Source organism: Streptomyces deccanensis, assembly GCF_022385335.1.
GTDB classification, from domain to species: domain Bacteria; phylum Actinomycetota; class Actinomycetes; order Streptomycetales; family Streptomycetaceae; genus Streptomyces; species Streptomyces deccanensis.
Window position 1 is genome coordinate 9,412,833 of sequence record NZ_CP092431.1, and the last position, 20,820, is coordinate 9,433,652.

The 20,820-nt window shown below is 72.0% G+C and carries 17 protein-coding genes and 2 pseudogenes; 12 read left to right on the forward strand and 7 right to left on the reverse strand.

Going from position 1 to position 20,820, the window contains the following annotated elements; all coding sequences use genetic code 11:
* Position 1: 1 nt before the first annotated feature.
* Both L3078_RS41420 and L3078_RS41425 read right to left on the reverse strand, forming a co-directional pair.
* Positions 2–757: a sulfite exporter TauE/SafE family protein gene (locus L3078_RS41420; protein WP_239759355.1), complete on the reverse strand. Its 756-nt coding sequence runs from the start codon at positions 755–757 to the stop codon at positions 2–4.
* Between the two features lie 353 nt (positions 758–1,110).
* Positions 1,111–2,490: pseudogene (locus tag L3078_RS41425) on the reverse strand (rhodanese-like domain-containing protein); the annotation flags it as partial.
* Positions 2,491–2,745: 255 nt separating this feature from the next.
* Here L3078_RS41425 and L3078_RS41430 point away from each other — a divergent pair.
* The 3 genes from L3078_RS41430 to L3078_RS41440 all read left to right on the forward strand — a co-directional run bounded on the left by L3078_RS41430 (position 2,746) and on the right by L3078_RS41440 (position 5,556).
* Positions 2,746–3,834, forward strand: coding sequence for an S-(hydroxymethyl)mycothiol dehydrogenase (locus L3078_RS41430; protein WP_239759356.1), 1,089 nt, complete (start codon positions 2,746–2,748; stop codon positions 3,832–3,834).
* Positions 3,834–4,463, forward strand: coding sequence for an MBL fold metallo-hydrolase (locus L3078_RS41435; RefSeq protein ID WP_239759357.1), 630 nt, complete (start codon positions 3,834–3,836; stop codon positions 4,461–4,463). The genes L3078_RS41430 and L3078_RS41435 overlap by 1 nt, the downstream gene beginning before the upstream one ends.
* A gap of 178 nt (positions 4,464–4,641) precedes the next feature.
* On the forward strand, positions 4,642–5,556 hold the full coding sequence (locus L3078_RS41440) for an SDR family oxidoreductase (protein WP_239759358.1): 915 nt from the start codon (positions 4,642–4,644) through the stop codon (positions 5,554–5,556).
* On the opposite strand, the pseudogene L3078_RS41445 reads toward L3078_RS41440, so the two are convergent.
* Positions 5,547–5,867 (reverse strand): annotated as a pseudogene (locus L3078_RS41445) (hypothetical protein); the annotation flags it as partial. The gene L3078_RS41440 and the pseudogene L3078_RS41445 sit on opposite strands and share 10 nt — an antisense overlap.
* Before the next feature lie 104 nt (positions 5,868–5,971).
* Here L3078_RS41445 and L3078_RS41450 point away from each other — a divergent pair.
* Positions 5,972–6,787 (forward strand): SDR family NAD(P)-dependent oxidoreductase, encoded by an 816-nt coding sequence (locus tag L3078_RS41450; protein ID WP_239759359.1) that lies wholly within the window; start codon positions 5,972–5,974, stop codon positions 6,785–6,787.
* A gap of 9 nt (positions 6,788–6,796) precedes the next feature.
* On the opposite strand, the gene L3078_RS41455 is transcribed toward L3078_RS41450, so the two are convergent.
* Complete coding sequence (locus L3078_RS41455) at positions 6,797–8,200, reverse strand: pyridoxal phosphate-dependent decarboxylase family protein (RefSeq protein ID WP_239759360.1); 1,404 nt, start codon at positions 8,198–8,200, stop codon at positions 6,797–6,799.
* Between the two features lie 294 nt (positions 8,201–8,494).
* Here L3078_RS41455 and L3078_RS41460 point away from each other — a divergent pair, with 294 nt between their 5' ends.
* The 6 genes from L3078_RS41460 to L3078_RS41485 all read left to right on the forward strand — a co-directional run bounded on the left by L3078_RS41460 (position 8,495) and on the right by L3078_RS41485 (position 16,620).
* Positions 8,495–9,121, forward strand: coding sequence for an antibiotic biosynthesis monooxygenase (locus L3078_RS41460; RefSeq protein ID WP_239759361.1), 627 nt, complete (start codon positions 8,495–8,497; stop codon positions 9,119–9,121).
* Positions 9,122–9,148: 27 nt separating this feature from the next.
* Positions 9,149–11,302 carry an aminodeoxychorismate synthase component I gene (gene pabB / locus L3078_RS41465; RefSeq protein WP_239759362.1) on the forward strand — a complete coding sequence of 718 codons (2,154 nt, stop codon included), beginning with the start codon at positions 9,149–9,151 and terminating at the stop codon, positions 11,300–11,302.
* A complete protein-coding gene (locus L3078_RS41470) occupies positions 11,299–12,939 on the forward strand; it encodes a benzoate-CoA ligase family protein (RefSeq protein WP_239759363.1) in 1,641 nt (546 codons plus the stop codon). The genes pabB and L3078_RS41470 overlap by 4 nt, the downstream gene beginning before the upstream one ends.
* A gap of 3 nt (positions 12,940–12,942) precedes the next feature.
* Positions 12,943–14,565, forward strand: a complete 1,623-nt coding sequence (locus L3078_RS41475; protein ID WP_239759364.1) for a class I adenylate-forming enzyme family protein — start codon at positions 12,943–12,945, stop codon at positions 14,563–14,565.
* Positions 14,562–15,755, forward strand: a complete 1,194-nt coding sequence (locus tag L3078_RS41480) for an FAD-dependent monooxygenase (RefSeq protein WP_239759365.1) — start codon at positions 14,562–14,564, stop codon at positions 15,753–15,755. Before L3078_RS41475 ends, L3078_RS41480 begins: the two co-directional genes overlap by 4 nt.
* A 70-nt stretch (positions 15,756–15,825) precedes the next feature.
* Positions 15,826–16,620, forward strand: coding sequence for an aminotransferase class IV (locus tag L3078_RS41485; protein ID WP_239759366.1), 795 nt, complete (start codon positions 15,826–15,828; stop codon positions 16,618–16,620).
* Between the two features lie 135 nt (positions 16,621–16,755).
* Here the strand turns inward: L3078_RS41485 and L3078_RS41490 are convergent, their stop codons facing one another.
* Complete coding sequence (locus tag L3078_RS41490; protein ID WP_239759367.1) at positions 16,756–17,241, reverse strand: carboxymuconolactone decarboxylase family protein; 486 nt, start codon at positions 17,239–17,241, stop codon at positions 16,756–16,758.
* Positions 17,242–17,375: 134 nt separating this feature from the next.
* Here L3078_RS41490 and L3078_RS41495 point away from each other — a divergent pair, with 134 nt between their 5' ends.
* Entirely contained in the window at positions 17,376–18,071 is a 696-nt protein-coding gene (locus L3078_RS41495) for a L,D-transpeptidase family protein (protein ID WP_239759368.1), read from the forward strand.
* Between the two features lie 40 nt (positions 18,072–18,111).
* Here L3078_RS41495 and L3078_RS41500 read toward each other — a convergent pair whose 3' ends face one another.
* Positions 18,112–19,314, reverse strand: a complete 1,203-nt coding sequence (locus L3078_RS41500) for a Gfo/Idh/MocA family protein (protein WP_239759369.1) — start codon at positions 19,312–19,314, stop codon at positions 18,112–18,114.
* Between the two features lie 14 nt (positions 19,315–19,328).
* Entirely contained in the window at positions 19,329–19,508 is a 180-nt protein-coding gene (locus L3078_RS41505; RefSeq protein ID WP_239759370.1) for a hypothetical protein, read from the reverse strand.
* 129 nt (positions 19,509–19,637) lie between these two features.
* Between L3078_RS41505 and L3078_RS41510 the strand changes: the two genes are divergently transcribed.
* Positions 19,638–20,798, forward strand: coding sequence for an ROK family transcriptional regulator (locus tag L3078_RS41510; RefSeq protein ID WP_239759371.1), 1,161 nt, complete (start codon positions 19,638–19,640; stop codon positions 20,796–20,798).
* The last annotated feature ends 22 nt before the right edge of the window (positions 20,799–20,820 follow it).

Below are 20,820 nucleotides of genomic sequence, written 5' to 3' on the forward strand. Positions count from 1 at the left end.
CTCAGCCGGTCGACGTGATCGCGTCGGCCAGCATGGCCGCGGCCACGGCGAGCAGCAGCCAGGCGAAGATCCGCCTGAGGGTGTCCCCGGAGACCTTGGCGGCCAGTCGGCGGCCGTCCCAGGCGCCGAGGACGGCTGCCGCGGCGAACGGGGCGACGACCGTCCAGTCGAGGGTCCCGGCCGCCCCCGTCCGGCCCGCGAGCGCGGCGAACGAGTTCACGGTGATGACGAGCAGACTGGTGCCCACCGCGTCGCGCATCCGCAGACCCACGACGTTCACCAGGGCCGGTACGGCGAGGAAGCCGCCGCCCACGCCGAGGACACCGGTGACGCCGCCGAGCCCCGCGCCGGACAGGACTACCCGGCTCGGGCGTACCGTCGACGCCGCCCGTCGGGTGCCCGACGGGCGCAGCATCCGGTACGCGGCCAGAGCGGCCGTCAGCGCGAAGGCCGCCGTCAGCAGGGCGGGCGGCAGCCTCGCTGAGAGCGCCCCGCCGAGCGCCGCGGGCACCAGGCCGGCCGCCGCGAAGAGCAGTCCGCCACGCATCCGTACCGTGCCCGCCCGCAGGTGTGCGGCGAGCGCCGTCGCCGAGGTGATCGACACGATCACCAGGCTCGCGGTGGCCGCCGTGGCCGGGGCGAACCCGAGCAGACAGACCAAGGCGGGCACGGTGAGCACGCTGCCACCCCCGCCCAGCGCCCCGAGCGAGAGCCCGACCACCGCCCCGGCGGCCAGGGCGAGAACGAGCCCGGTCATATCGAGGCGACACCACGCACTGTGAAGGTCCCGGGCCGCGCGGCGGTGCTCGGCGGGACCCCGGGGACGGGTGACGCGGGAGGGGTGCGGTCGGTCGCGGGTGCTCCGGACGCGGGGGTGGGGCGGGTCCCGGGCGCCGGAGCGCTGTCGGTCAGGGGCGCCGCGGTGTGGCGTGTCTCGGGCCTCCTGGGCGACATGGTGGCGCGTGTCGCGGCTGCCTCGGCGGCCGAGGCGTCGCGTGTTCCGGAGGCGGTGCGGGCGGCGGGCGGGGCGGCGTCCTGGGGCGCGGGGGCGCCGGGTGGTGCGGGGGCTTCGGTCGGGTGGGCCGCGTCGAGGTGCGGCGTCGGCCTCGTGATCGGGAGGCCGGCGGTCGCCGCCGCCGTGAAGCTGTCGTCGACGGCCACGACGTCACGGCCCGCCGCGTCCAGCAGGGACGCGGCGATGGCGGCGCGCATGCCTCCGGCGCAGTGCACCCAGACGGTGCCCCCGGGGATGTCGGACAGCCGTTCGCGCAGTTGGTGCACCGGTATGTGCACGGACCCCTCTACGTGGCCGCCGGCGGCGCGCTCGGCGGCGCGCCGGACGTCGAGGACCACTACCCCGCCCGTCCCGCCCGCCTGGCCCGTCCCGCTCGCCTCGCGCGCATCGGCCAGGTCGGCGAAGGTGCCGCGCGGGAAGGAGCGCGGCCGGTCGCCCTCGCGCAGCCAGTCGGCGGGGGAACCGGTGGCGGCGGCAGCCGGACGGTCGATGCCGACGCGCGCCAACTCCCTCTGTGCGTCGGCGAGTTGGTTCGGCGACTCGGCCAGCAACGTCACCGGCTTGCCCCAGGGCAGCAGCCAGGCGAGATACGTGGCGAGCTGCCCCTCCGCCTCGAAGTTCACGGCGCCCGCGACATGTCCCTCGGCGTACGCCACCCGGTGCCGCAGATCCACCACCCACTCGCCCGCCGCCAGCCGCGCGGCGATCTCCTCCGCGCCGGCCGGGGCGGGCGGCGTCAGATCCACCGGCGCCGGCCCCCGCGCGTTGGCGGGCCCCATGTGCGCGTAGTACGCCGGAACGTCGTCGAGCCCCGCCAGCAGCTCCGCGACGAACGTGTCCGCGTCCTTGACCAGCGCGTCGTTGACGGCCCGCTCCCGTCCGACGGTCGTGGCCCCGCCCGCCGACCCCCCGGCAGCACAGAAGCTCCCGAAGCCGTGCGTGGGCAGGACGGCCGTCTCGTCCGGCAGCGTCTCGGCCAGCCGGTGCGCCGAGGCGTGCTGGGCGCGGGCCAGCTCGATCGTGAGCCGGGGCTCGACGAGATCCGGCCGCCCGACCGTGCCGATGAGCAGGGACCCGCCGGTGAACGCGGCGACCGCCGTATCGCCCTCCTCCAGCACGTACGCGGTGTGGTGCGGGGTGTGGCCGGGCGTGGCGACCGCCCGCAGGGTCAGCCCCCCGTCGATCTCCACCGTGTCGCCGTCGTGCACCGGCACCCGGTCGTAGCCGACCCGCGCCCCCGCCGGCACCAGATAGGCGGCGCCGGTCAGCCGGGCGAGCTCCAGCCCGCCGGAGACGTAGTCGTTGTGGATGTGCGTCTCGACGACGTACCCGATCCGCACGCCCCGCCGGGCCGCGGACCCGATCACCCGGTCGATGTCGCGCGGCGGATCGACCGCCACGGCACCGCGCGGGCCGCCCGCCAGATAGCTCCGGTTGCCCAGCCCCGGCACCTCGATGGTGTCGACGAAGTACACGGCAGCGCTCCTCTCCTCGTTCACACCGATCGCCCGAGAATTACCCCCGGGGGTATGTGGTCACCGTAGCAGAGATACCCGGGGGGGTATCTGTCCCCGGTCTTGGTCGGCGTGGGGCGCGGTGCGCGCACGGCTGTCGTGGGCGACCTTTTCGGCCAGGGGTTCGCCCACTCGGGAGGCCCTACTCGCTGGTCAGTCCGTAGGGTGACCATGGGCGGGCGACCGCTCTCTCATGGATCGACGGAAAGGTTCACCATGGCGCAGGAAGTACGCGGCGTGATCGCCCCGGGCAAGAACGAGCCGGTGCGGATCGAGACGATCGTGGTGCCCGATCCCGGACCGGGGGAGGCCGTGGTGAAGGTGCAGGCGTGCGGGGTCTGCCACACCGACCTGCACTACAAGCAGGGCGGCATCAACGACGACTTCCCCTTCCTGCTCGGCCACGAGGCGGCCGGTGTGGTGGAGTCCGTCGGCGCGGGCGTCACGGATGTCGCCCCCGGTGACTTCGTGATCCTCAACTGGCGTGCCGTGTGCGGGAGTTGTCGGGCGTGTCGGCGCGGACGGCCCTGGTACTGCTTCGCCACGCACAACGCGACGCAGAAGATGACGCTGGCCTCGACCGGTCAGGAACTGTCTCCCGCTCTCGGTATCGGTGCCTTCGCGGAGAAGACCCTCGTGGCCGCCGGTCAGTGCACCAAGGTCGACCCGGCCGCCGCCCCGGCGGTCGCCGGACTGCTGGGCTGCGGAGTGATGGCCGGCATCGGCGCCGCCATCAACACCGGGAACGTCGGGCGCGGGGACAGCGTCGCTGTCATCGGCTGCGGCGGCGTGGGGGACGCGGCCATCGCCGGTTCCCGGCTCGCCGGTGCCGAGAAGATCATCGCCGTCGACATCGACGACCGGAAGCTGGCCACCGCCAAGAGCATCGGTGCCACCCACACGGTCAACTCCAAAGAGACCGACCCCGTCGAGGCGATCCGTGAGCTGACCGGTGGCTTCGGTGCCGATGTCGTCATCGAGGCGGTCGGCCGCCCGGAGACGTACCAGCAGGCCTTCTACGCCCGCGACCTCGCCGGGACGGTCGTCCTCGTCGGTGTCCCCACCCCGGAGATGAAGCTCGAACTGCCCCTCCTCGACGTCTTCGGCCGCGGCGGCGCCCTGAAGTCCTCCTGGTACGGCGACTGCCTGCCCGACCGCGACTTCCCCATGCTCATCAACCTCTACCTCCAGGGCCGTCTGGACCTGGAGGCGTTCGTCACCGAGACCATCGGACTCGACGACGTGGAGAAGGCCTTCGAGCGGATGCACGGCGGCGACGTCCTGCGCTCGGTGGTGACCCTCTGATGGCCGCCCGCATCGAACACCTCGTCACCTCCGGTCAGTTCAGCCTCGACGGCGGCACCTGGGACGTCGACAACAACGTCTGGCTCGTCGGCGACGACCACGAGGTCGTCGTCATCGACGCCGCCCACGACGCCGACGCCATCGCCGAGGCCGTGGGCGAGCGCAGGCTCGCGGCCATCGTCTGCACCCACGCCCACAACGACCACATCGACGCGGCCCCCGCCCTCGCCGAGCGCACCGGCGCGCCGATCTGGCTCCACCCCGACGACCTGCCGCTGTGGAAGCAGACCCACCCCGACCGGCTGCCCGACCACTGGCTTGCCGACGGCCAGGTCATCGAGGCCGCCGGCGCCGACCTGACCGTCCTGCACACCCCCGGCCACGCCCCGGGCGCCGTCTGCCTCTACGACCCCGGGCTCGGCACGGTCTTCACCGGCGACACCCTCTTCTCCGGCGGCCCCGGCGCCACCGGCCGTTCCTACTCCCACTTCCCGACGATCATCGACTCCATCCGCGACCGCCTGCTCGCCCTGCCGCCCGACACCGTCGTGCGCACCGGCCACGGCGACACGACCACGATCGGGGCGGAGGCCCCGCACCTCCAGGAGTGGATCGCGCGCGGTCACTGACCAGCGCTCGGGGCCCGGCTGCCGAGAAGGCATGGCAGCCGGGCCCCGCCATGAGCGCCCTGAAGGCCACGGAAAACCCGACAGAAGATGTCCGGCTTCCACGACACCCTCGTGTCGTGGACGCCGGAACACCCCCGGCGTCGGCCAAGGTGGCACTCGTACGCAATGGAGGTCGGACATGTCGAAGCCGCTGGACGGCAAGGTCGCACTGGTCGCGGGAGCGACGCGCGGAGCGGGCCGGGGGATCGCCGTCGAACTGGGGGCGGCCGGAGCGACGGTCTATGTGACAGGGCGTTCCACGCGCGAGCGGCGCTCCGAGTACGACCGCCCGGAGACCCTGGAGGACACCGCCGACCTGGTCACCGAGGCGGGCGGGCACGGCATCGCCGTACCCACCGACCATCTCGAACCGGCACAGGTCCGGACCCTCGTCGACCGGATCACCGAGGAACAGGGCCGACTGGACGTCCTGGTCAACGACATCTGGGGCGGTGAGAAGCTCTTCGACTGGGAGAACCCGGTCTGGGAGCACGATCTCGACAACGGGCTGCGGCTGCTGCGCCTCGCCGTCGAGACCCACGCCATCACCAACCACTTCGCCCTGCCGCTGCTGCTGCGCAAGCCGGGCGGCCTGGTCGTGGAGATGACGGACGGCACGGCCGAGTACAACAGCGCCAATTACCGCAACTCCTTCTTCTACGACCTCGCCAAGTCCTCCGTCCTGCGCATGGCGTTCGCGCTCGGGCACGAGCTGGGCCCGCGCGGTGCCACCGCCGTGGCCCTCACTCCCGGTTGGCTCCGGTCGGAGATGATGCTCGACCACTTCGGGGTCACCGAGCAGAACTGGCGGGACGCCCTCGAACGCGTCCCCCACTTCGCCATCTCCGAGACCCCCCGCTTCGTGGGCCGGGCCGTCGCCGCGCTCGCCGCCGACCCGGAGGTCGCCCGCTTCAACGGGCAGTCCCACTCCAGCGGTTCCCTCGCCCGGACCTACGGCTTCACCGACCTCGACGGCAGCCGGCCGGACGCCTGGCGCTACATCGTCGAGGTCCAGGACGCGGGCAAGCCGGCGGACACCACCGGCTACCGCTGACCGCCGTCACCGGGGTCCGGCCGGCCGCCGTCACCAGGGTGCGGCCGGCCCCCGTCAGCGCGAGGGGGCGACGGGGCCTGAAGCTGCCAGCGGGCCGAGTGGCCGGGCGGGAGCGCCAGGTCCTCCCGCACGGCGACGTAATAGGCATCCCGCCCGGCGCGCTGCCGCTCCAGCAGGGCCTGCCAGGCCTGCGGATCGCGGCTCCCGGCGCGCAGGAACTCCTCCATGGCCATCACGGTGACGACCCAGGCGCGGGCCTTGTCCACCACCTCGGGGCTACCGAGGAGCAGCAGGGCCTCGCCGGAGGGGTCAGGGCCCGCGCCCAGTCGGCGTACACCGCGAGCCGTCGCTCCTCCGGGATCAAGATCGCGTCGCATCCGTCCCGGCGACGGTGGCGCGGAGTACGTTCTGCCGTATGCATGCGACGGGACGCTTCGAGGGGTACGGGGTTCTCATCACGGGCGCGGCGCGTGGGATCGGCGCGGCGACGGCCCGGCGGCTGGCCGAGGAGGGCGCGAAGGTCCTCGTCACCGACGTGGACGCGGCGGCGGCCGAGCGGACCGTGACGGAGTTGCGGGAGCGCGGGCTGGCCGCCGAGGCGTTCCGGTGCGACGTCGGGGACCGGGCGTCCGTCGAGGCCGCCGTCGCGCACGCGGTGACGGTCCTCGGTTCGCTCGACGTCCTGGTCAACAACGCCTTCGGCTGCACCCCGGACGTGCAGCTCTTCGAGGACACCCCGGACGAGACCTGGGCCCGCGACCTGGACCTCACCCTGACCGGCGCGTTCCGGTGCTCCCGCGCCGCCCTGCCGCACCTGGTGGCCTCGGGACGCGGCGCCATCGTCAACATCGGCTCCGTCAACGGCCTCCAGGACTTCGGCAACCACGCCTACAGCGCCGCGAAGGCCGGCCTCGGCTCCCTCACCCGTACCCTCGCCGGCGACGCCGCGCCCCGTGGCGTCCGCGTCAACCTGGTGGCCCCCGGCACCGTCCGCACCCCCGGCTGGGCGGGCCGCGAGGCACACCTGGACGATCTCGCCGAGATCTACCCCCTGGGCCGCGTCGGCGAGCCGGACGACATCGCGGCGGCCGTTGCCTTCCTCGCCTCCCGCGACGCGGCCTGGATCACCGGCACCACCCTGCGCGTGGACGGCGGCCTGCTCGCCGTCAACACCGCCTTCGCCCGCGCGGCGCGGGCCTGGCGGGACGAGGGGCGCGCTCAGGACACCTAGGACGGACACCTAGGAGGCGTTCACCGTCCTCGTCGCCGCGAGGACCGCGTCGAGAACCCGTTCGGTGTCGGCCGTCGTCGTCCGCCAGTTGCTGAACGCGGCCCGCAGGGCGTGGGTCCCGTGGAGGACCGTCGGGGTCACGAAGGTCTCGCCGGAGGCGGCGATCGCGTGGGCCAGGGCCTGGACCCGTTCCCGGGTGGGCCGTTCGGCGAGGGTGAAGCAGACGACGTTCAGCCGGACCGGTGCGACGAGGGTCAACCCCGGTGTCTGCGCGAGGCGTTCACCGAGGGTGCGGGCCAGGGCGACGTTGCGTTCGACGATCTCGCGGTGCCCCGCCCGGCCGTACGCCATGAGGGAGAACCAGGCCGGCAGGGCGCGCAGTCGGCGGGAGTTCTCCGGTGTGAGGTGCAGGAAGTCGGGCTCGCCGGTGGGCAGGCCGAGGTAGGGGGAGTCGTTGCGGAAGACGCGTACTTGGAGGTCCCGGCGGCGGGTGAACTGGACGGCGGCGTCGTAGGGCACGTTCAGCCACTTGTGCAGGTCCACGCAGATCGAGTCGGCGCTGTCGAGACCGTCGACCAGATGCGCGTACGACGGCGACAGCGCGGCGAAGCCGCCGAACGCGGCGTCCACGTGGAGCCAGAAGTCGTGGCGTTCCCTGAGCGCGGCGATGGCGCGCAGATCGTCGAAGTCGACCGAGTTGACGGTCCCGGCGTTGGCTACGACGATCGCCGGCCGCCCGTCCAGTGCCGCCAGGGCGGCGTCGAGGGCCGCCACGTCCACGGCCTCACGGTCCCCGGGCAGCAGGGGTACGGTACGCAGCCGGTCGCGGCCGACGCCGAGCACGGAGAGTGCCTTGGTGATGCTGGAGTGCGGGCTGCCGGACAGCACGTCGACCGGGCCGAGGGCGGCGACACCTTCCCGGGACACGTCCACGCCCAGCCGTTCGCCGAGCCACTCGCGGGCGACGGCGAGCCCCACGGTGTTGGAGACGGTCGCCCCGGTGACGAAGGCACCGCCGTACTCCGGGCCCAGCCCGAACAACTCCCGCAGCCACCGCAGGGTCTGCCGCTCCAGGGCGCTCGCGGACGAGTCCTGGCCACCGGAGACGTTCTGGTCGTAGGCACTGGTCAGCCAGTCCCCGGCGACGGCCGCCGGGGTGGCCCCGCCGGTGACGAAGCCGAGGTAACGGGGCCCGGCCGATCCGGAGAATCCGTCGGCCCAGCGCTCGGCGAACTCCGTCAGGGCGCCTTGCGCGCCGACGCCCCGTGCGGGGAGCGGCTCGGTCCCGTGCCTTCCGTCGAGCCGGGCGACGGGACGGTCCGCGAGGCCCGCCATCTCCTCGGCGGCGAAGTCACGGGCGGCCTGCAACAGTTCGGGAAGCCGGGAGAGGTCGCCGGCGATTACGGAGTCCATGATCGGCAGCGTAGGCGGGGAGCGGGCCGCGGTCCCGGTCCACTCGCGCAGAACTGGCCCGGTCGAGGAGCGGACGCGCGACGGGGCACCGTGACGGCACGGCTCTCCTTCGCGCGGTGCGTAATTCTGCGCAGTCCTCGGCGAATGGTGCTCCTATTCCGCCCGTATCGGCAAGCGCTTCCAGGAATTACCGGAAGTTACCTCGGCGTTACCCTGCGGCAGAGAACGCCAAGGCATCTGAAAGACCGTCATACCCTCACGATCCGGACACCCGTCGAAAAAGTTCGTTGAGGCTTGAACGGCGCCGACGGTCTTCACGTATTCGACACCGTGAGCAGGAATCCCGTTACCGTCACCGTTGCGTACCAGGTGGTGCCGGGGCGCGAGGCCGACTTCCACTCCTGGGGGTGGGCCGCGCTGCGTACCAGTGCGCAGCAGCCGGGTTTTCTGGGGGGTGGCGTACTCGTCGACGGAGAGGGTGAGTGGCATGTGGTCTACCGCTTCGACAGCGAGGAATCAGCCCGGACCTGGGAGAATTCCGTGGTCTGGGCACAGTGGTCGGCCCGCGCCGACGGACTGGCGCAGGAGACCGGCCGGCGGAGCATCGTGGGCTCCAAGGCCTGGTTCGACTCCCAGAGCGCCCGGGCCCCGACGCCGGCCGGCCCTCCGGGGCCACCCCCGAAATGGAAACTCTGGCTGGTGAATTCCGGTGCGGTCTTCCCGCCCGTCTTCTTATTCAACCAGGCAATACTTCCCTATCTCAACGACCTGAATCCGCTTTTCCGTACACTTCTGCTGTGTCTGACCGTGGCAGCCATCGTCACCTGGATTCTCATGCCGAGACTCCAGAAATTCCTGAAGAAATGGCTGTACCCGCCGTTGCAGGCGTTGCGCGGCCGGCACAAACGACGGACCGCCTAGGTCCGAGAACGAAGAGGGGGTGGGCGGGTGAAGACCCTGCTCATCGACAATTACGACTCGTACACGTACAACCTGTTCCAGCTGATCGCCGAGGTCAACGGCGAGGAGCCGGTGGTCGTGCTCAACGACGCCTCGGCCGACGACATTCCGGAGCTGGGGGAATTCGACAACGTGGTGGTGTCGCCGGGACCCGGCCACCCCTCGGAACCGCGTGACTTCGGCATCGCCTCCCGGGTGATCGCCGACGCCGAGATCCCCGTCCTGGGCGTCTGCCTGGGCCACCAGGGCATCGCGGTGGGGGAGCACGCCGACGTCGAGCCCGCCCCGTGGCCCCGCCACGGGCACCTGTCCACGGTCCGGCACGACGGCCGCGACCTGTTCCACGGCCTCCCGCAGAACTTCACGGTCGTCCGCTACCACTCGCTGTCCGTGCGCGAGCCGCTGCCACCGGCCCTGGAGGCGACCGCCTGGTCCGAGGACGGCGTCCTCATGGGCCTGCGCCACCGCGAACGGCCGCTGTGGGGCGTCCAGTTCCACCCCGAGTCGATCCTCACCGACCACGGCCACCGGCTGCTGGTGAACTTCCGCAACCTCACGGCGGAACGCGTCGGCAGCCCGCGTACGAAGAACACGGCGGTCGCCCTCGTCACCGGGCCGCAGCCCACCGCGCTCACCTCTCTCGCGGGCACGATCCCCCGCCCCCGGCGGGCCCCCGGGTCCGCCTACCGGCTGCACACCCGCCGCATCGCCGGCGCCGTCGACGCCGAGGCCGCCTTCACCCGCATGTACGCCGACGCACCGCACGCCTTCTGGCTGGACAGCTCCCGCGTCGAGCCGGGCCTGTCGCGGTTCTCCTTCTTCGGCGACGGCAGCGGCCCCCTCGCCGAGGTCGTCCGCTACGACGTCGACAGCGGCAGTTGCGAGATCGAACGGGCGGGCCGACCCACCCGCAAGGTCCAGGCGAGCGTCTTCGACTACCTCAAGCGGCAACTGGCGAGCCGCAAGGTCGACGCGACCGGCCTGCCCTTCGACTTCACCGGCGGCTACGTCGGCTACTTCGGCTACGAACTCAAGGCCGACACCGGCTCCGAGAACCGGCACAAGGCCGACACCCCGGACGCGGCCTGGCTGTTCGCCGACCGGCTGATCGCCGTCGACCACCAGGAGGGCCACACCTACGCGGTCTGCCTCTCCGAGGACACCCCGGCGGCGTCCCGCGAGGCAGGCGACTGGCTCGACACCGCGCTGGCCCAGCTGACCTTCATCGGCTCGGACGCCACGGTCCCCCTGAAGGCGGCCTCCGCGCCCTACCCGCGCGCCGCCGAACCCTGGCTGGTCCGCGACCGCGCCACCTACCTCGCCGACATCGAGGCCTGCAAGGCGGAGCTGAACGCGGGCACCAGCTACGAGGTCTGTCTGACCAACGCGGCCCGGTTACCCGCTCCCTACGACCCGTACGACTTCTACCGGGTGCTGCGCCGTGGCAACCCCGCCCCGTACGCCTCCTTCCTCAGGTTCGGCGACCTCGACATCGCGGGCTCGTCCCCCGAGCGGTTCCTGCGGATCACCCGCGACGGCGTCGCCGAGGCCAAGCCCATCAAGGGCACCGCACCCCGGGGCACCAGTCCCGAGGAGGACGACCGGCTCCGCGACGAACTCGCCGCCGACGCCAAGACCCGCGCCGAGAACCTGATGATCGTCGACCTGCTCCGCAACGACCTCGGCCGCGTCTCCCGCACCGGTTCCGTGAAGGTCACCCGCCTGATGGCCACCGAGACGTACGCCACCGTGCACCAACTCGTCTCCACGGTCGAGGGCAGACTGCGCGAGGGCACCGACGCCGTCGACTGCGTCCGCGCCTGCTTCCCCGGCGGCTCGATGACCGGGGCGCCCAAACTGCGCACCCTGGAGATCATCGACGCGCTGGAGACCGAGGCGCGGGGCGTGTACTCGGGAGCCCTCGGCTACCTCGGGTGCAGCGGCGGAGCGGACCTCAACATCGTCATCCGTACCGCCGTGTTCCAGGGCGGCCGTATGCATCTGGGCGCGGGCGGCGCGATCGTCCTCGACTCCGATCCGGCCGCCGAGTACGACGAGATGCTGCTGAAGACGGCGGCACTGATGCGGGCCCACCGGGAGCACGCCTCCGCCCCGGCCGTCACCGAGGAGCCGACGCGATGACGATCACGACGACGTTCACCACGACGGCCCGGCCCACCCGGCTGCCCGCCGACGCGGACGCCCCCGGCAACCTGGCGGCCCATCTCGCCGCCCTCGCCGAGCGACGCGGCTGGACCCACCGCCCGGCCTTCCACCAGGGCCACCGGGCCTACTCTCACGGTGAGATCCACGACCTCGCGGCCCGCACCGCCACCGTCCTCACCGACCACGGCGTCCGCCCCGGCGACCGCGTCCTGCTCGCCCTCCCGGACTCCGTCACCTGGGTCACCACGTTCCTCGCCCTGGCCCGCCTGGGCGCGGTCGCGGTCCTGGTCAACCCCGAACTCACCCCGCCGGAACTGCAGTTCATGGCGGAGGACACGAAGGCGGTCCTGTGGGTGACGGGCCCGGCGCTCGACGGTTACATCCCCTCGCCCCGAAAGGGGAACGGCGCCGTGACCTCCGCGGCCCCACCGCCCGGGCGCGACCAGTCACGGGCCGGCCGCGCCGCGCGGACGGGCAAGTCGGCGCCGCGCCTCGGCTCCGACCAACTGACGGCCCTGAGCGCCACCGCCGTGCCCAAGGAGACGGCCCACCCGGTCGACGCCCACACCCCCCTCTACATCCAGTACACCTCCGGAACCACCGGCCACCCCAAGGGCGTCGTCCACGTCCACGGCGACCCCAAGACGTACCACGACCTCATCGGCCGCCGACTGCTGCGCATCACCCCCGACGACGTCACCCTCTCCGTCTCCCGCCTGTACTTCGCCTACGGCTTCGGCAACGCCCTCGTCTTCCCGCTCTTCTCCGGCTCCTCCGCAGTCCTCGCCGACCGCCGTCCCACCCCCGCGGCGGTCGACGAGCTCGTCGCCCGGCACCGCGTGACCCTCCTGTACTCGGTGCCCTCCGCGTACGCCGCCCTCGTCACCGACCGGGCGGACGGCCACCGGGACTGCTTCGCCTCGGTGCGCGCGGCGGTGTCGGCCGGCGAGGGCATGCCCGCCGGACTCGGCAAGCAGGTCACCGAACTGCTCGGCGCCCCCGTCCTCGAACAGATCGGCTCCACCGAGGCCGGCCACGCGTTCTGCGCCAACAGCTTCGACCACAACCACCCCGGTACGGTCGGCCGCCCCGTCCCCGGGTTCGAGGTGGAACTCCGCGACCGCGCCGGCAAACCGGTGCCGGACGGCGAGGCGGGCGAACTCTGGGTGCGCGGACCGACGGTGACGCCCGGCTACCTCAACCGGCCCGAGGAGACCGAACGCACCCTCGTCGGCGGCTGGCTGGCCACACGGGACCGGGCCGTCCGCGAACCCGACGGCACCTACCGCCACCTCGGCCGCGCCGACGACATGGAGATGGTCGGCGGCATCACCGTCTCCCCGCTGGAGGTGGAGGCGCTGCTGCGCACCCACCCCGGCGTCCGGGACGTCGCCGTCGCCGCCGTCACCGACGAACGCGGCGCCAGCAGGCTCCGGGCCTTCGTCGTCCCCGTCCCGCCCATCGGGGTGGGTCTGGAGGCCGAACTGATCTGCATGGCCCGCGACCGGCTCGCCGCCTTCAAGGTCCCCCGCAGCGTCAGCTTCGTGCCCACGCTGCCCCGCACCGCGACCGGCAAGCTCCGCCGCCACCTCGTCCGCCAAGGAGCGTGGTGAGCCATGGCCGACACCCTCATCCCCGCAGAAAGGCCCGCTGCCATGCGAGAGCGGCTCCACACCGAACGACAACCCGCCCTCGCCGGCCGCGGCTTCTACCTGGGCTCCATGTTCCGCGAGGCCGCCGAACGCCACGGCCCCGTCTTCGTCACACTGGACCGGCCCCTCGATGTCGACCCCGACCTCGGGACCGACCTCTCCTACACCGCCCTCGCCGACCTCGTCGACCAACTCTCCGGCCGCCTCTGGGAAGCGGGCGTGCGTCCCTCCGAAGAGGTGGTCGTCCACAAGACCGACAACGTCGACATCGTGCTGCTGACCTGCGCGGTCTCCCGGATCGGCGCCGTCCCCGTGCTGCTCTCGCCCGGCCTCGCCGGTCCGGTGGTCGGACAGCTCCTCGAACGCCTGCACAAGCCCTGGCTGATCACCGACCGGGCCAAGCTCGAAGGCCCCCTGAAGGACGTCGACCTCACCGGCCTCGTCCGGAGCGCGCTCTCCGTCGACGACGCCCCCGGAGCCGAACCGCTGCGGAAGTACCTGGGCGCCCCGACCCCGGCCGCGGTCCGCCTGCACCCCCGCGACGCCTCCCTGATCACCCACAGCTCGGGCACCACCGGCCTGCCCAAGCTGGCCGTGCACTGCCCGAACACCATGTGGAACCGGCTCGTCCCGCAGAAGGCCATGGGCTGGCCCACCCGGGGCGAGACCGCAGCCCTGCACATGTCGTTCGTGCACTCGCGCTTCTACCATCTCCTCGGCGTCCTGCTGCACTTCGGCAGCCCCCTGGTCCTGATCATCGACCCGGAACCGTCGAACGTCGGCCCGCTGCTGGCCCGTCACCGCCCCGGCATCGTCGAGACCCACCCCAACACCTTCGTCCTGTGGGAGGAGTTGGCCGACGCGCCCGGCGCCCCGCTGTCCCGCGTCCGCTCCTACGGCTCCACCTTCGACGCCATCCACCCCCGCACCGTGCAGCGACTCCTCGACGCCTCCCAACGGCGCTCGCCCTGGCTCATCCAGCTGTACGGGCAGAGCGAGACGGGCCCGGTCGCCTTCCAGTGGTTCACCCGCAGGAGCGCCGCCCGCGCCGACGGCCGCCGGGTCGGCATCGGCATCCCCGGCTTCACCCGCGTCCGCGTCGCCGACGACGCCGGACGACGGGTCGCCCCCGGCACCGCCGGCCGTATCGAGGCCCGCACCCGCGGCCGCATCCTCACCTACCTCGGCGCCCGGGAGCGCTATCTGCGCCAACTCGACAGCGGCTGGTGGCAGATGGGCGACATGGGCTACCAGAGCCGCTGGGGCGCCCTCTACCTCATCGACCGCGAGATCGACCAGATCGACTCCGTGCACAGCAACCTGGAGGTCGAGGACACGCTGATGTCCCGCCTGGAGGAGCTGCGCGAGGTCGTCATCGTCCCCGGCGCCGACCGCGAACCCGTCCCCGTGGTCTGCGTACGCGGCGAACGGCCCCTGGACCTGCGGCGCTGGCACGAGGCCACGGCCGATCTGCCCACCATGGCGGAGCCCAGGCAGTGGCGGTTCGACGAACTGCCGATGACGTCCACCTGGAAGGTCAAGCGCGTCGAGGTCACCCGCATGCTCGCCGAGAGCGCCCGCACATGACGCCCCCCGTCCCCGCCCCCGTCCTCGTCGTGGGCGCGGGGCCCGTGGGCCTCTCCGCCGCCCTCGCCCTGCGCGCCCACGACCTCCCCGTCACCCTCCTCGAAGCCGACCCCGAGGGCCGCGAACGCCCCGGCAGCCGCGCCCTGTTCGTGCACCGCGAGACCCTGCAGCTGCTGGAGGAGATCCATCCGGGGCTCGCGGCCGAGATCGCCGCGTACGGTCGGACCTGGCACACCAAGCGCACCCTCTACCGGGGCCGCGAGGTCTACGCCCGCACCTTCCCGCCGCCCACCGGCACCCCGCCCTTCACCAGCCTCCGCCAGGTCGACACCGAGCGTTTCCTGCTCGCCGCCTGCCGGGACGCCGGGGTAAAGTTCGTGTGGGACGCCCGGATCACCGCCGTACGGACCGACCCGGACGGGGTGACCCTCACCGGCGAGGACGGTCGGACCTGGACGGGCCCCCACGCCATCGCCGCCGACGGCGCCCGCTCGGCGGTACGCCGCGCGCTCGGCATCCCGCTGGAGGGCACCCACGGGGAGGGCTTCCACGTCGTCGTGGACGTCGCCGACCTACCCGGCGCCGAACTGCCCCTGGAACGGGTCTTCCACTACGAACACCCGGCACTCGGCGGCCGCAGCGTCATGCGGGTGCCGTTCACCGGCGGCTTCCAACTCGACCTCCAGTGCCGCGACGACGACGCGACGCGGGACTACGGCACCCGGGAGGCCGTACGCCGCTGGCTGCCCGAGGTCGTCGGCGACGGCTACGACGAGCGGATCCTGTGGGTGTCCACCTACCGCTTCCTGCGCAAGGTCGCCGCCGACTTCACCGACCCGCACCGCCGGGTGCTGCTGGCCGGCGAGGCCGCGCACCTCTTCCCGCCGTTCGGGGCGCGCGGCATGAACAGCGGCATCGCGGACGCGGTCGCCGCCGCCCGCGCGATCGCGGAGGGCACCCCCGACGCGGTCGGCTCCTTCGCCGACGTCCGGCGCGCGGCGGGCCTGTTCAACAGCGCCGCCGCCGGCACCGCCCTGGACCATCTGCGCCCCCGGCGCCGTATCGTCCGGGTCAAGCAGCGCGCGGCGGCCGCCCTCGCCCCCATGGTGCCCCGCTGCGGCGCCTGGCTGGAGCACGCCCCCTACGGCCCCCGGCACGGCGCCCCGGCCGTCGCCGGCCGCAAGTACTGAACCGCTGCGGAAGCCGCACCGCCGCCCCGGAACACGGAACATGGAACCGAAAGACCGACAGGAGCACCGAGTGACACAACCCGCCGTCGCGGAAGGTCTGTTGACCTGGTCACCCGAACACGGCCTCGTCCCCGGCCGGACCGAGGGCGGGCGCCTCCTCGTAGCGGACTCTTGGCTGCTGCGCGAGGGACGGGTGCGCGGCTTCGACCGGCACCGTGAACGGTTCGTACGATCCTGCGGCGAGTGCGGCGCGCCGCCCCTGGCGCGGGTCGTCGACTTCTGGCAGGACATGACCCGAGCCCTGCCGCGCACGGGGGAGTGGTTCCCCCGCGTGGAACTCGTCGCCGGATCACTGGAGTTGAGGCTGCTGCTCCGGCACGCCCCGCCCCTCACCGCCGAGATCAAGGTCTGGGCGGCGGGACAGCCCGACCCGCGCACCGTGCCCCGCCGCAAGGGACCGGATCTGGACGCCCTGGCCCGGGTGCGCAGACGGGCGGCCGGGGTGGACGCCGACGAGGCGATCCTCATCGCGCCCTCCGGCCTGGTGTTGGAGGGCGCGAGCAACAGCCTGCTCTGGTGGGAGGACGACACCCTCTGTCTGCCGCCGCCCCGGCTGCCGCTGCTCGCCGGCGTCACCGTGGCCCTCGTCCTGGAGCACGCCGCCCGCACCGGAGTCCGGGTCGCCCACCGCGAACGCTCCCTGGGGGAGTTGGACGGTCGTGAGGTGTGGCTGGTCAACGCCCTGCACGGCATCCGCCCGGTCGCCGCCTGGACCGGCCGGCCGATGACCCCCGGCCGGGCCGTCCGCGCACCGGAATGGCGGCGATGGCTGGACGGGCTGATGCGGCCGCTGCCGGACCATTGAATTCACAGCGAATACGGGCGCGGAAACGCGCCGGGCCGAAGGGAATTCGGCCCGGCGCTCAAAGTCGTTCAACGACGTACGGGCGCTGAATTGTCGCGAAGAATCCCCGGGAATAACTTCCCGGGGATTCAGGGGCTACTTCTGGGCGGGCTGGTAGGCCCCCGGAACCATGCGCGTGGCGATGGCGATCCGGTTGTAGGCGTTGATCACGGTCGCCGCCCAGATCAGTGCCGCGACCTGCTGCTCGTCGAACACCTCCGCCGCCTCGGCGTACACGTCGTCCGGCACCTGCCCGTCGTGGACCAGCGTCACGGCCTCGGTCAACGCCAGTGCGGCGCGCTCGCGTTCGGTGAAGAACGGGGTCTCGCGCCAGGCGCTGAGCGCGTAGATCCGCTGCTCGGTCTCGCCCTGCGCGCGGGCGTCCTTGGTGTGCATGTCCAGGCAGAAGGCGCAGCCGTTGATCTGCGAGGCACGAATTCTGATCAGTTCGAGGATTTCGGGCTCGACCTTCGCGTCCCGGGCCGCGGTGACGGCGGCGCCGTGCAGGGAGCCCATCGCCCCGGAGACATCGGGGGTAATTTTCTTCAACGCCACGCGAGTTATGGATTCGCTGTTGCTCATGGGGGTAACTGTAACTGCGAATTCCCGGCTGTGTAACCGTTTCGTCTCGACGTGGGCTCTCCCACAACCGTCACCGCCGGTCGCCTGTCTAGGCAGGCAGGACCTACAAAACACTCGAAAGGGAAAGGCCCGTCATGGGGGACATAGGCAGAAGAGGCGCCGTCGCGCTCACGATCACCGCACTGCTGACACCGCTCACGCTCGCGCTCGGCACCGCGCCCGCGCAGGCGGCGAGTTGTACGACGTCGACGGGGCCGTACCAGAAGCAGGTCGAGAAGTTCCTCGGCCGCACGGTCGACGGCAAGCAGTCCGCCGGCGACTGCAAGGCGATCAAGGCCTTCCAGACCAAGCACGGCATCACCCCGAACGCCGGCTACGCGGGAGCCGTCACCTGGGGCGTGATGGACCTCATGAACAAGCAGAAGGCCGTCGGCAAGAACCCCAACAAGGCGGGCAAGTGCCCGACGAACAAGGGCCGCATCGCCTGTGTGGACCTCACGCTCCAGCTGAGCTGGATCCAGGACGGCAAGAAGCTCGTCTACGGCCCCGTCCCGGTCCGCACCGGCCGCGACGGCGACGAGACCCGCACCGGCCTGAAGAAGATCTACTGGCGCAACATCGACCACGTGTCGTCGATCTATCACGTGCCCATGCCCTACGCCCAGTTCTTCGACGGCGGCCAGGCCTTCCACTCCGCCGCCGTCAGCATGTGGAACCCGCCGGGCTCCCGCGGCTGCGTCAACATGACCAAGACGGACGCCAAGAAGTACTGGTCGCTGCTGAAGAAGGGCGACGACGTCTTCGTGTACGGCCGCAAGCCGGGCACCTGACGGACAGCCAGGAGCCCGGCCGGGCGACGGAGGCGGAACGTCACGCCTCGGGGGCGTCCCCGAAGTCCGGGATCTCCAGCCGTACCCCACCCTGCCGCGCGGACTCGTGCGCGACGATCCCCGGCAGGGTGTAGCGGGCCGCCACCCAGGCGTTCACCGACGGCAGCGTCCGCGTGTTGACGGCGGTCACGAAGTCGTCCACCAGGAAGTGGTGGCTGCCCTCGTGCCCGTTGTGCAGATGGTCGAACTCCCTCGGCAGCCGCGACCGGTCGTGCACCGGCGCCGACCCGGAGGTGAAGGCGGCCCGCAGATCCGGCGCGATGTGCTGGAGCGAGGGATCGTCCGGGGACAGGGTGGGCTTGGGCTCCAGGAGTTCGCTGATGTCCTCGACCCCCTTCTTGTCCTGCCAGAACGCCACCGTCGCGAGTTGCTCCATGCTGGCGTCCGTGCCGAAGAACCGGAAACGCGACTCCCGTATCTGCGAGGGGTAGCCGACCCGGCGGAACTCGTTCGTACGGAACGACCCTCCGCCCGCCACCTCGAACAGCGCGGTCGCGTTGGAGAAGTCGTTGCCGAACTGGCTGACCTCCTTGTCGAACACCCCGTCACCGCGCCCGTCGACGACACCGATCGCGGAGACGCTCACCGCGTGCGTCTGCCAGGCGCCCAGCACCCCGCCCACCGAGTGCGTCGGGTACAGCAGCGGCGGATAGCTGGCGGTGCGCTTCCAGTCCTCGCCGCCGCTGTACTGGTAGGCCTCGTAGAACCCCAGATCCATGTCGTGGACGTAGTCGCCCTCGGCGTAGAAGAGCCGCCCGAAGGCGCCCTCCGCGATCTGGTTGCGGGCGTGCACGGTCGCCGGGTTGTACTGGCTCGTCTCACCCATCATGTACGTCAGCCCGGTCGCCCGGACCGCGTCGATGATCGCCGCGATCTCGTCGGCGGTGATCGCCATGGGGACCGCGGAGTAGACGTGCTTGCCGGCGTTCAGGCCCTGGAGCACCAGCGGCCCGTGCGTCCAGCGCTGGGTGAAGACGGCGACGGCGTCAACCGCCTTCGACTCCAGCATCGCCTCGTACGAGGGGAAGGTGCCGGCCAGTCCCTGGGCGGCCACGAGGGATGCGGCCCGCTCGGGCAGCAGATCGGTGACGTAGACGTCGCCGACGCCGGGGTGCGCCTGGAACAGCGTGGCGAACTGGCCGGAGAACTGGCCGGCGCCCACGATGCCGAGGGAGAACGTCATGTGCGGAGTGTCCTTCACTGGTCGAGAAGCAGATTGATCTGGTCGTTGGTCTCGTCGAGGCCGCTCACCGGCGCTCCGTTGCCGTCGATCCTCAGGCCAGGAGGCAGTCGCCCCGCCTGCGGATCGGTGGACTGCTGGAGGCGATGGTCATCGGTGGCTCCCTCATCGGCGGCGGTGCCTCTGACTCCGGCCACTTACTTTCGTCACGGAATAATTGTGGCGTCAAGGGGTGCATCCGAATCTGTCACGAGGTGATCTGGCGGGCTGGAAGCGGGCTTGTTGTTTTCGTGACGAAAGAAAGAAGGTGTGGGAGTCTGGCCCTCATGACCGCACTCGCTGCCAGTTGGCTGCCGCTCAGTCCCGGAGAACGCGCGGTGGCCATCGAGGTGCTCGTGCACGGCCCGCTCTCGCGCACGGAGCTCGCCAAGCGCCTCGGCCTGTCCGCCGGGAGCCTCACCCGGCTGACCAAACCGCTGATCGAGTCGGGGCTGCTGGTCGAGACCGCCGAGGGAACGGCGCTCCCCGAGGTCCGGCAGGGGCGCCCCTCGCAGCCCCTGGACATCGTCGCCGAGTCCCGCACCTTCGTCGGCTTCAAGATCACCGACGACACGGTGTACGCCGTGGTCACCACGTTGCGGAGCGAGATCGTCAGCCGCCACGACCGTCCGCTCCCCACGCACGAGCCGGAACGGGTCGCCGACCTGCTCGCCGAGATGACCGCCGAACTCGCCCGCACGCACCCCTCATTGGCCGGCATCGGCATCGGGGTCGGCGGACTCGTCCGGCGTCGCGCGGTCGTCGGGGAGTCGCCCTTCCTGTCGTGGCGCGACGTTCCGCTGGCCGACCTCGTCGAGGAGCGCACCGGGCTGCCGGTGGTCGTCGAGAACGACGTCGCCGCGCTCGTCGAGGCCGAGACCTGGTTCGGCGCGGGGCGCGGACTGGACCGGTTCGTCGTCCTCACCATCGGCGCGGGCATCGGCTACGGACTGGTCCTGGGCGGCAGGCGCGTGCCCTACGCCGAGGAGGACCGGGGCTTCGGCCGCCACTGGATCGTGGACCCCTCCGGCCCGCTCACCCCCGACGGCGAGCGCGGCAGCGCCGTCTCACTGCTGAGCATCCCCAGCATCCGCTACCAGGTGCGGGCGGCGACCGGACGCGAGGTGACGTACGAGGAGATCCTGACCGGCGCGGCCGAGGGGGACCCGATGTGCGCGCGGGTCGTCGGCGAGGCGGGGCGGGCGCTGGGGATCCTGGTGGCCCAGATCGCGAACTTCGTGATGCCGCAGAAGATCCTGCTCGCGGGGGAGGGAGTGGGGCTGATGGCGGTGGCGGGCGAGGCCGTGCACGAGGCGGTCCGGGCCCATCGGCATCCGCTGGCCGCGCCCGTGCCCCTGGAGACGAAGGTGTCCGACTTCCACGACTGGGCACGGGGGGCGGCCGTGCTGGCCATTCGGGTCCTCGTGCTCGGAACGATGGAGCCGTAAACGCAGAGTGATCAGCTTCACG

Coding starts and splice junctions, on each gene's coding strand:
- L3078_RS41490 (WP_239759367.1), bottom strand. CDS start 17,241: ATGAGCAACAGCGAATCCATAACTCGCGTGGCGTTGAAGAAAATTACC.
- L3078_RS41495 (WP_239759368.1), top strand. CDS start 17,376: ATGGGGGACATAGGCAGAAGAGGCGCCGTCGCGCTCACGATCACCGCA.
- L3078_RS41450 (WP_239759359.1), top strand. CDS start 5,972: ATGCATGCGACGGGACGCTTCGAGGGGTACGGGGTTCTCATCACGGGC.
- L3078_RS41455 (WP_239759360.1), bottom strand. CDS start 8,200: ATGGACTCCGTAATCGCCGGCGACCTCTCCCGGCTTCCCGAACTGTTG.
- L3078_RS41500 (WP_239759369.1), bottom strand. CDS start 19,314: ATGACGTTCTCCCTCGGCATCGTGGGCGCCGGCCAGTTCTCCGGCCAG.
- L3078_RS41510 (WP_239759371.1), top strand. CDS start 19,638: ATGACCGCACTCGCTGCCAGTTGGCTGCCGCTCAGTCCCGGAGAACGC.
- L3078_RS41470 (WP_239759363.1), top strand. CDS start 11,299: ATGACGATCACGACGACGTTCACCACGACGGCCCGGCCCACCCGGCTG.
- L3078_RS41430 (WP_239759356.1), top strand. CDS start 2,746: ATGGCGCAGGAAGTACGCGGCGTGATCGCCCCGGGCAAGAACGAGCCG.
- L3078_RS41435 (WP_239759357.1), top strand. CDS start 3,834: ATGGCCGCCCGCATCGAACACCTCGTCACCTCCGGTCAGTTCAGCCTC.
- L3078_RS41440 (WP_239759358.1), top strand. CDS start 4,642: ATGTCGAAGCCGCTGGACGGCAAGGTCGCACTGGTCGCGGGAGCGACG.
- L3078_RS41475 (WP_239759364.1), top strand. CDS start 12,943: ATGGCCGACACCCTCATCCCCGCAGAAAGGCCCGCTGCCATGCGAGAG.
- L3078_RS41480 (WP_239759365.1), top strand. CDS start 14,562: ATGACGCCCCCCGTCCCCGCCCCCGTCCTCGTCGTGGGCGCGGGGCCC.
- L3078_RS41420 (WP_239759355.1), bottom strand. CDS start 757: ATGACCGGGCTCGTTCTCGCCCTGGCCGCCGGGGCGGTGGTCGGGCTC.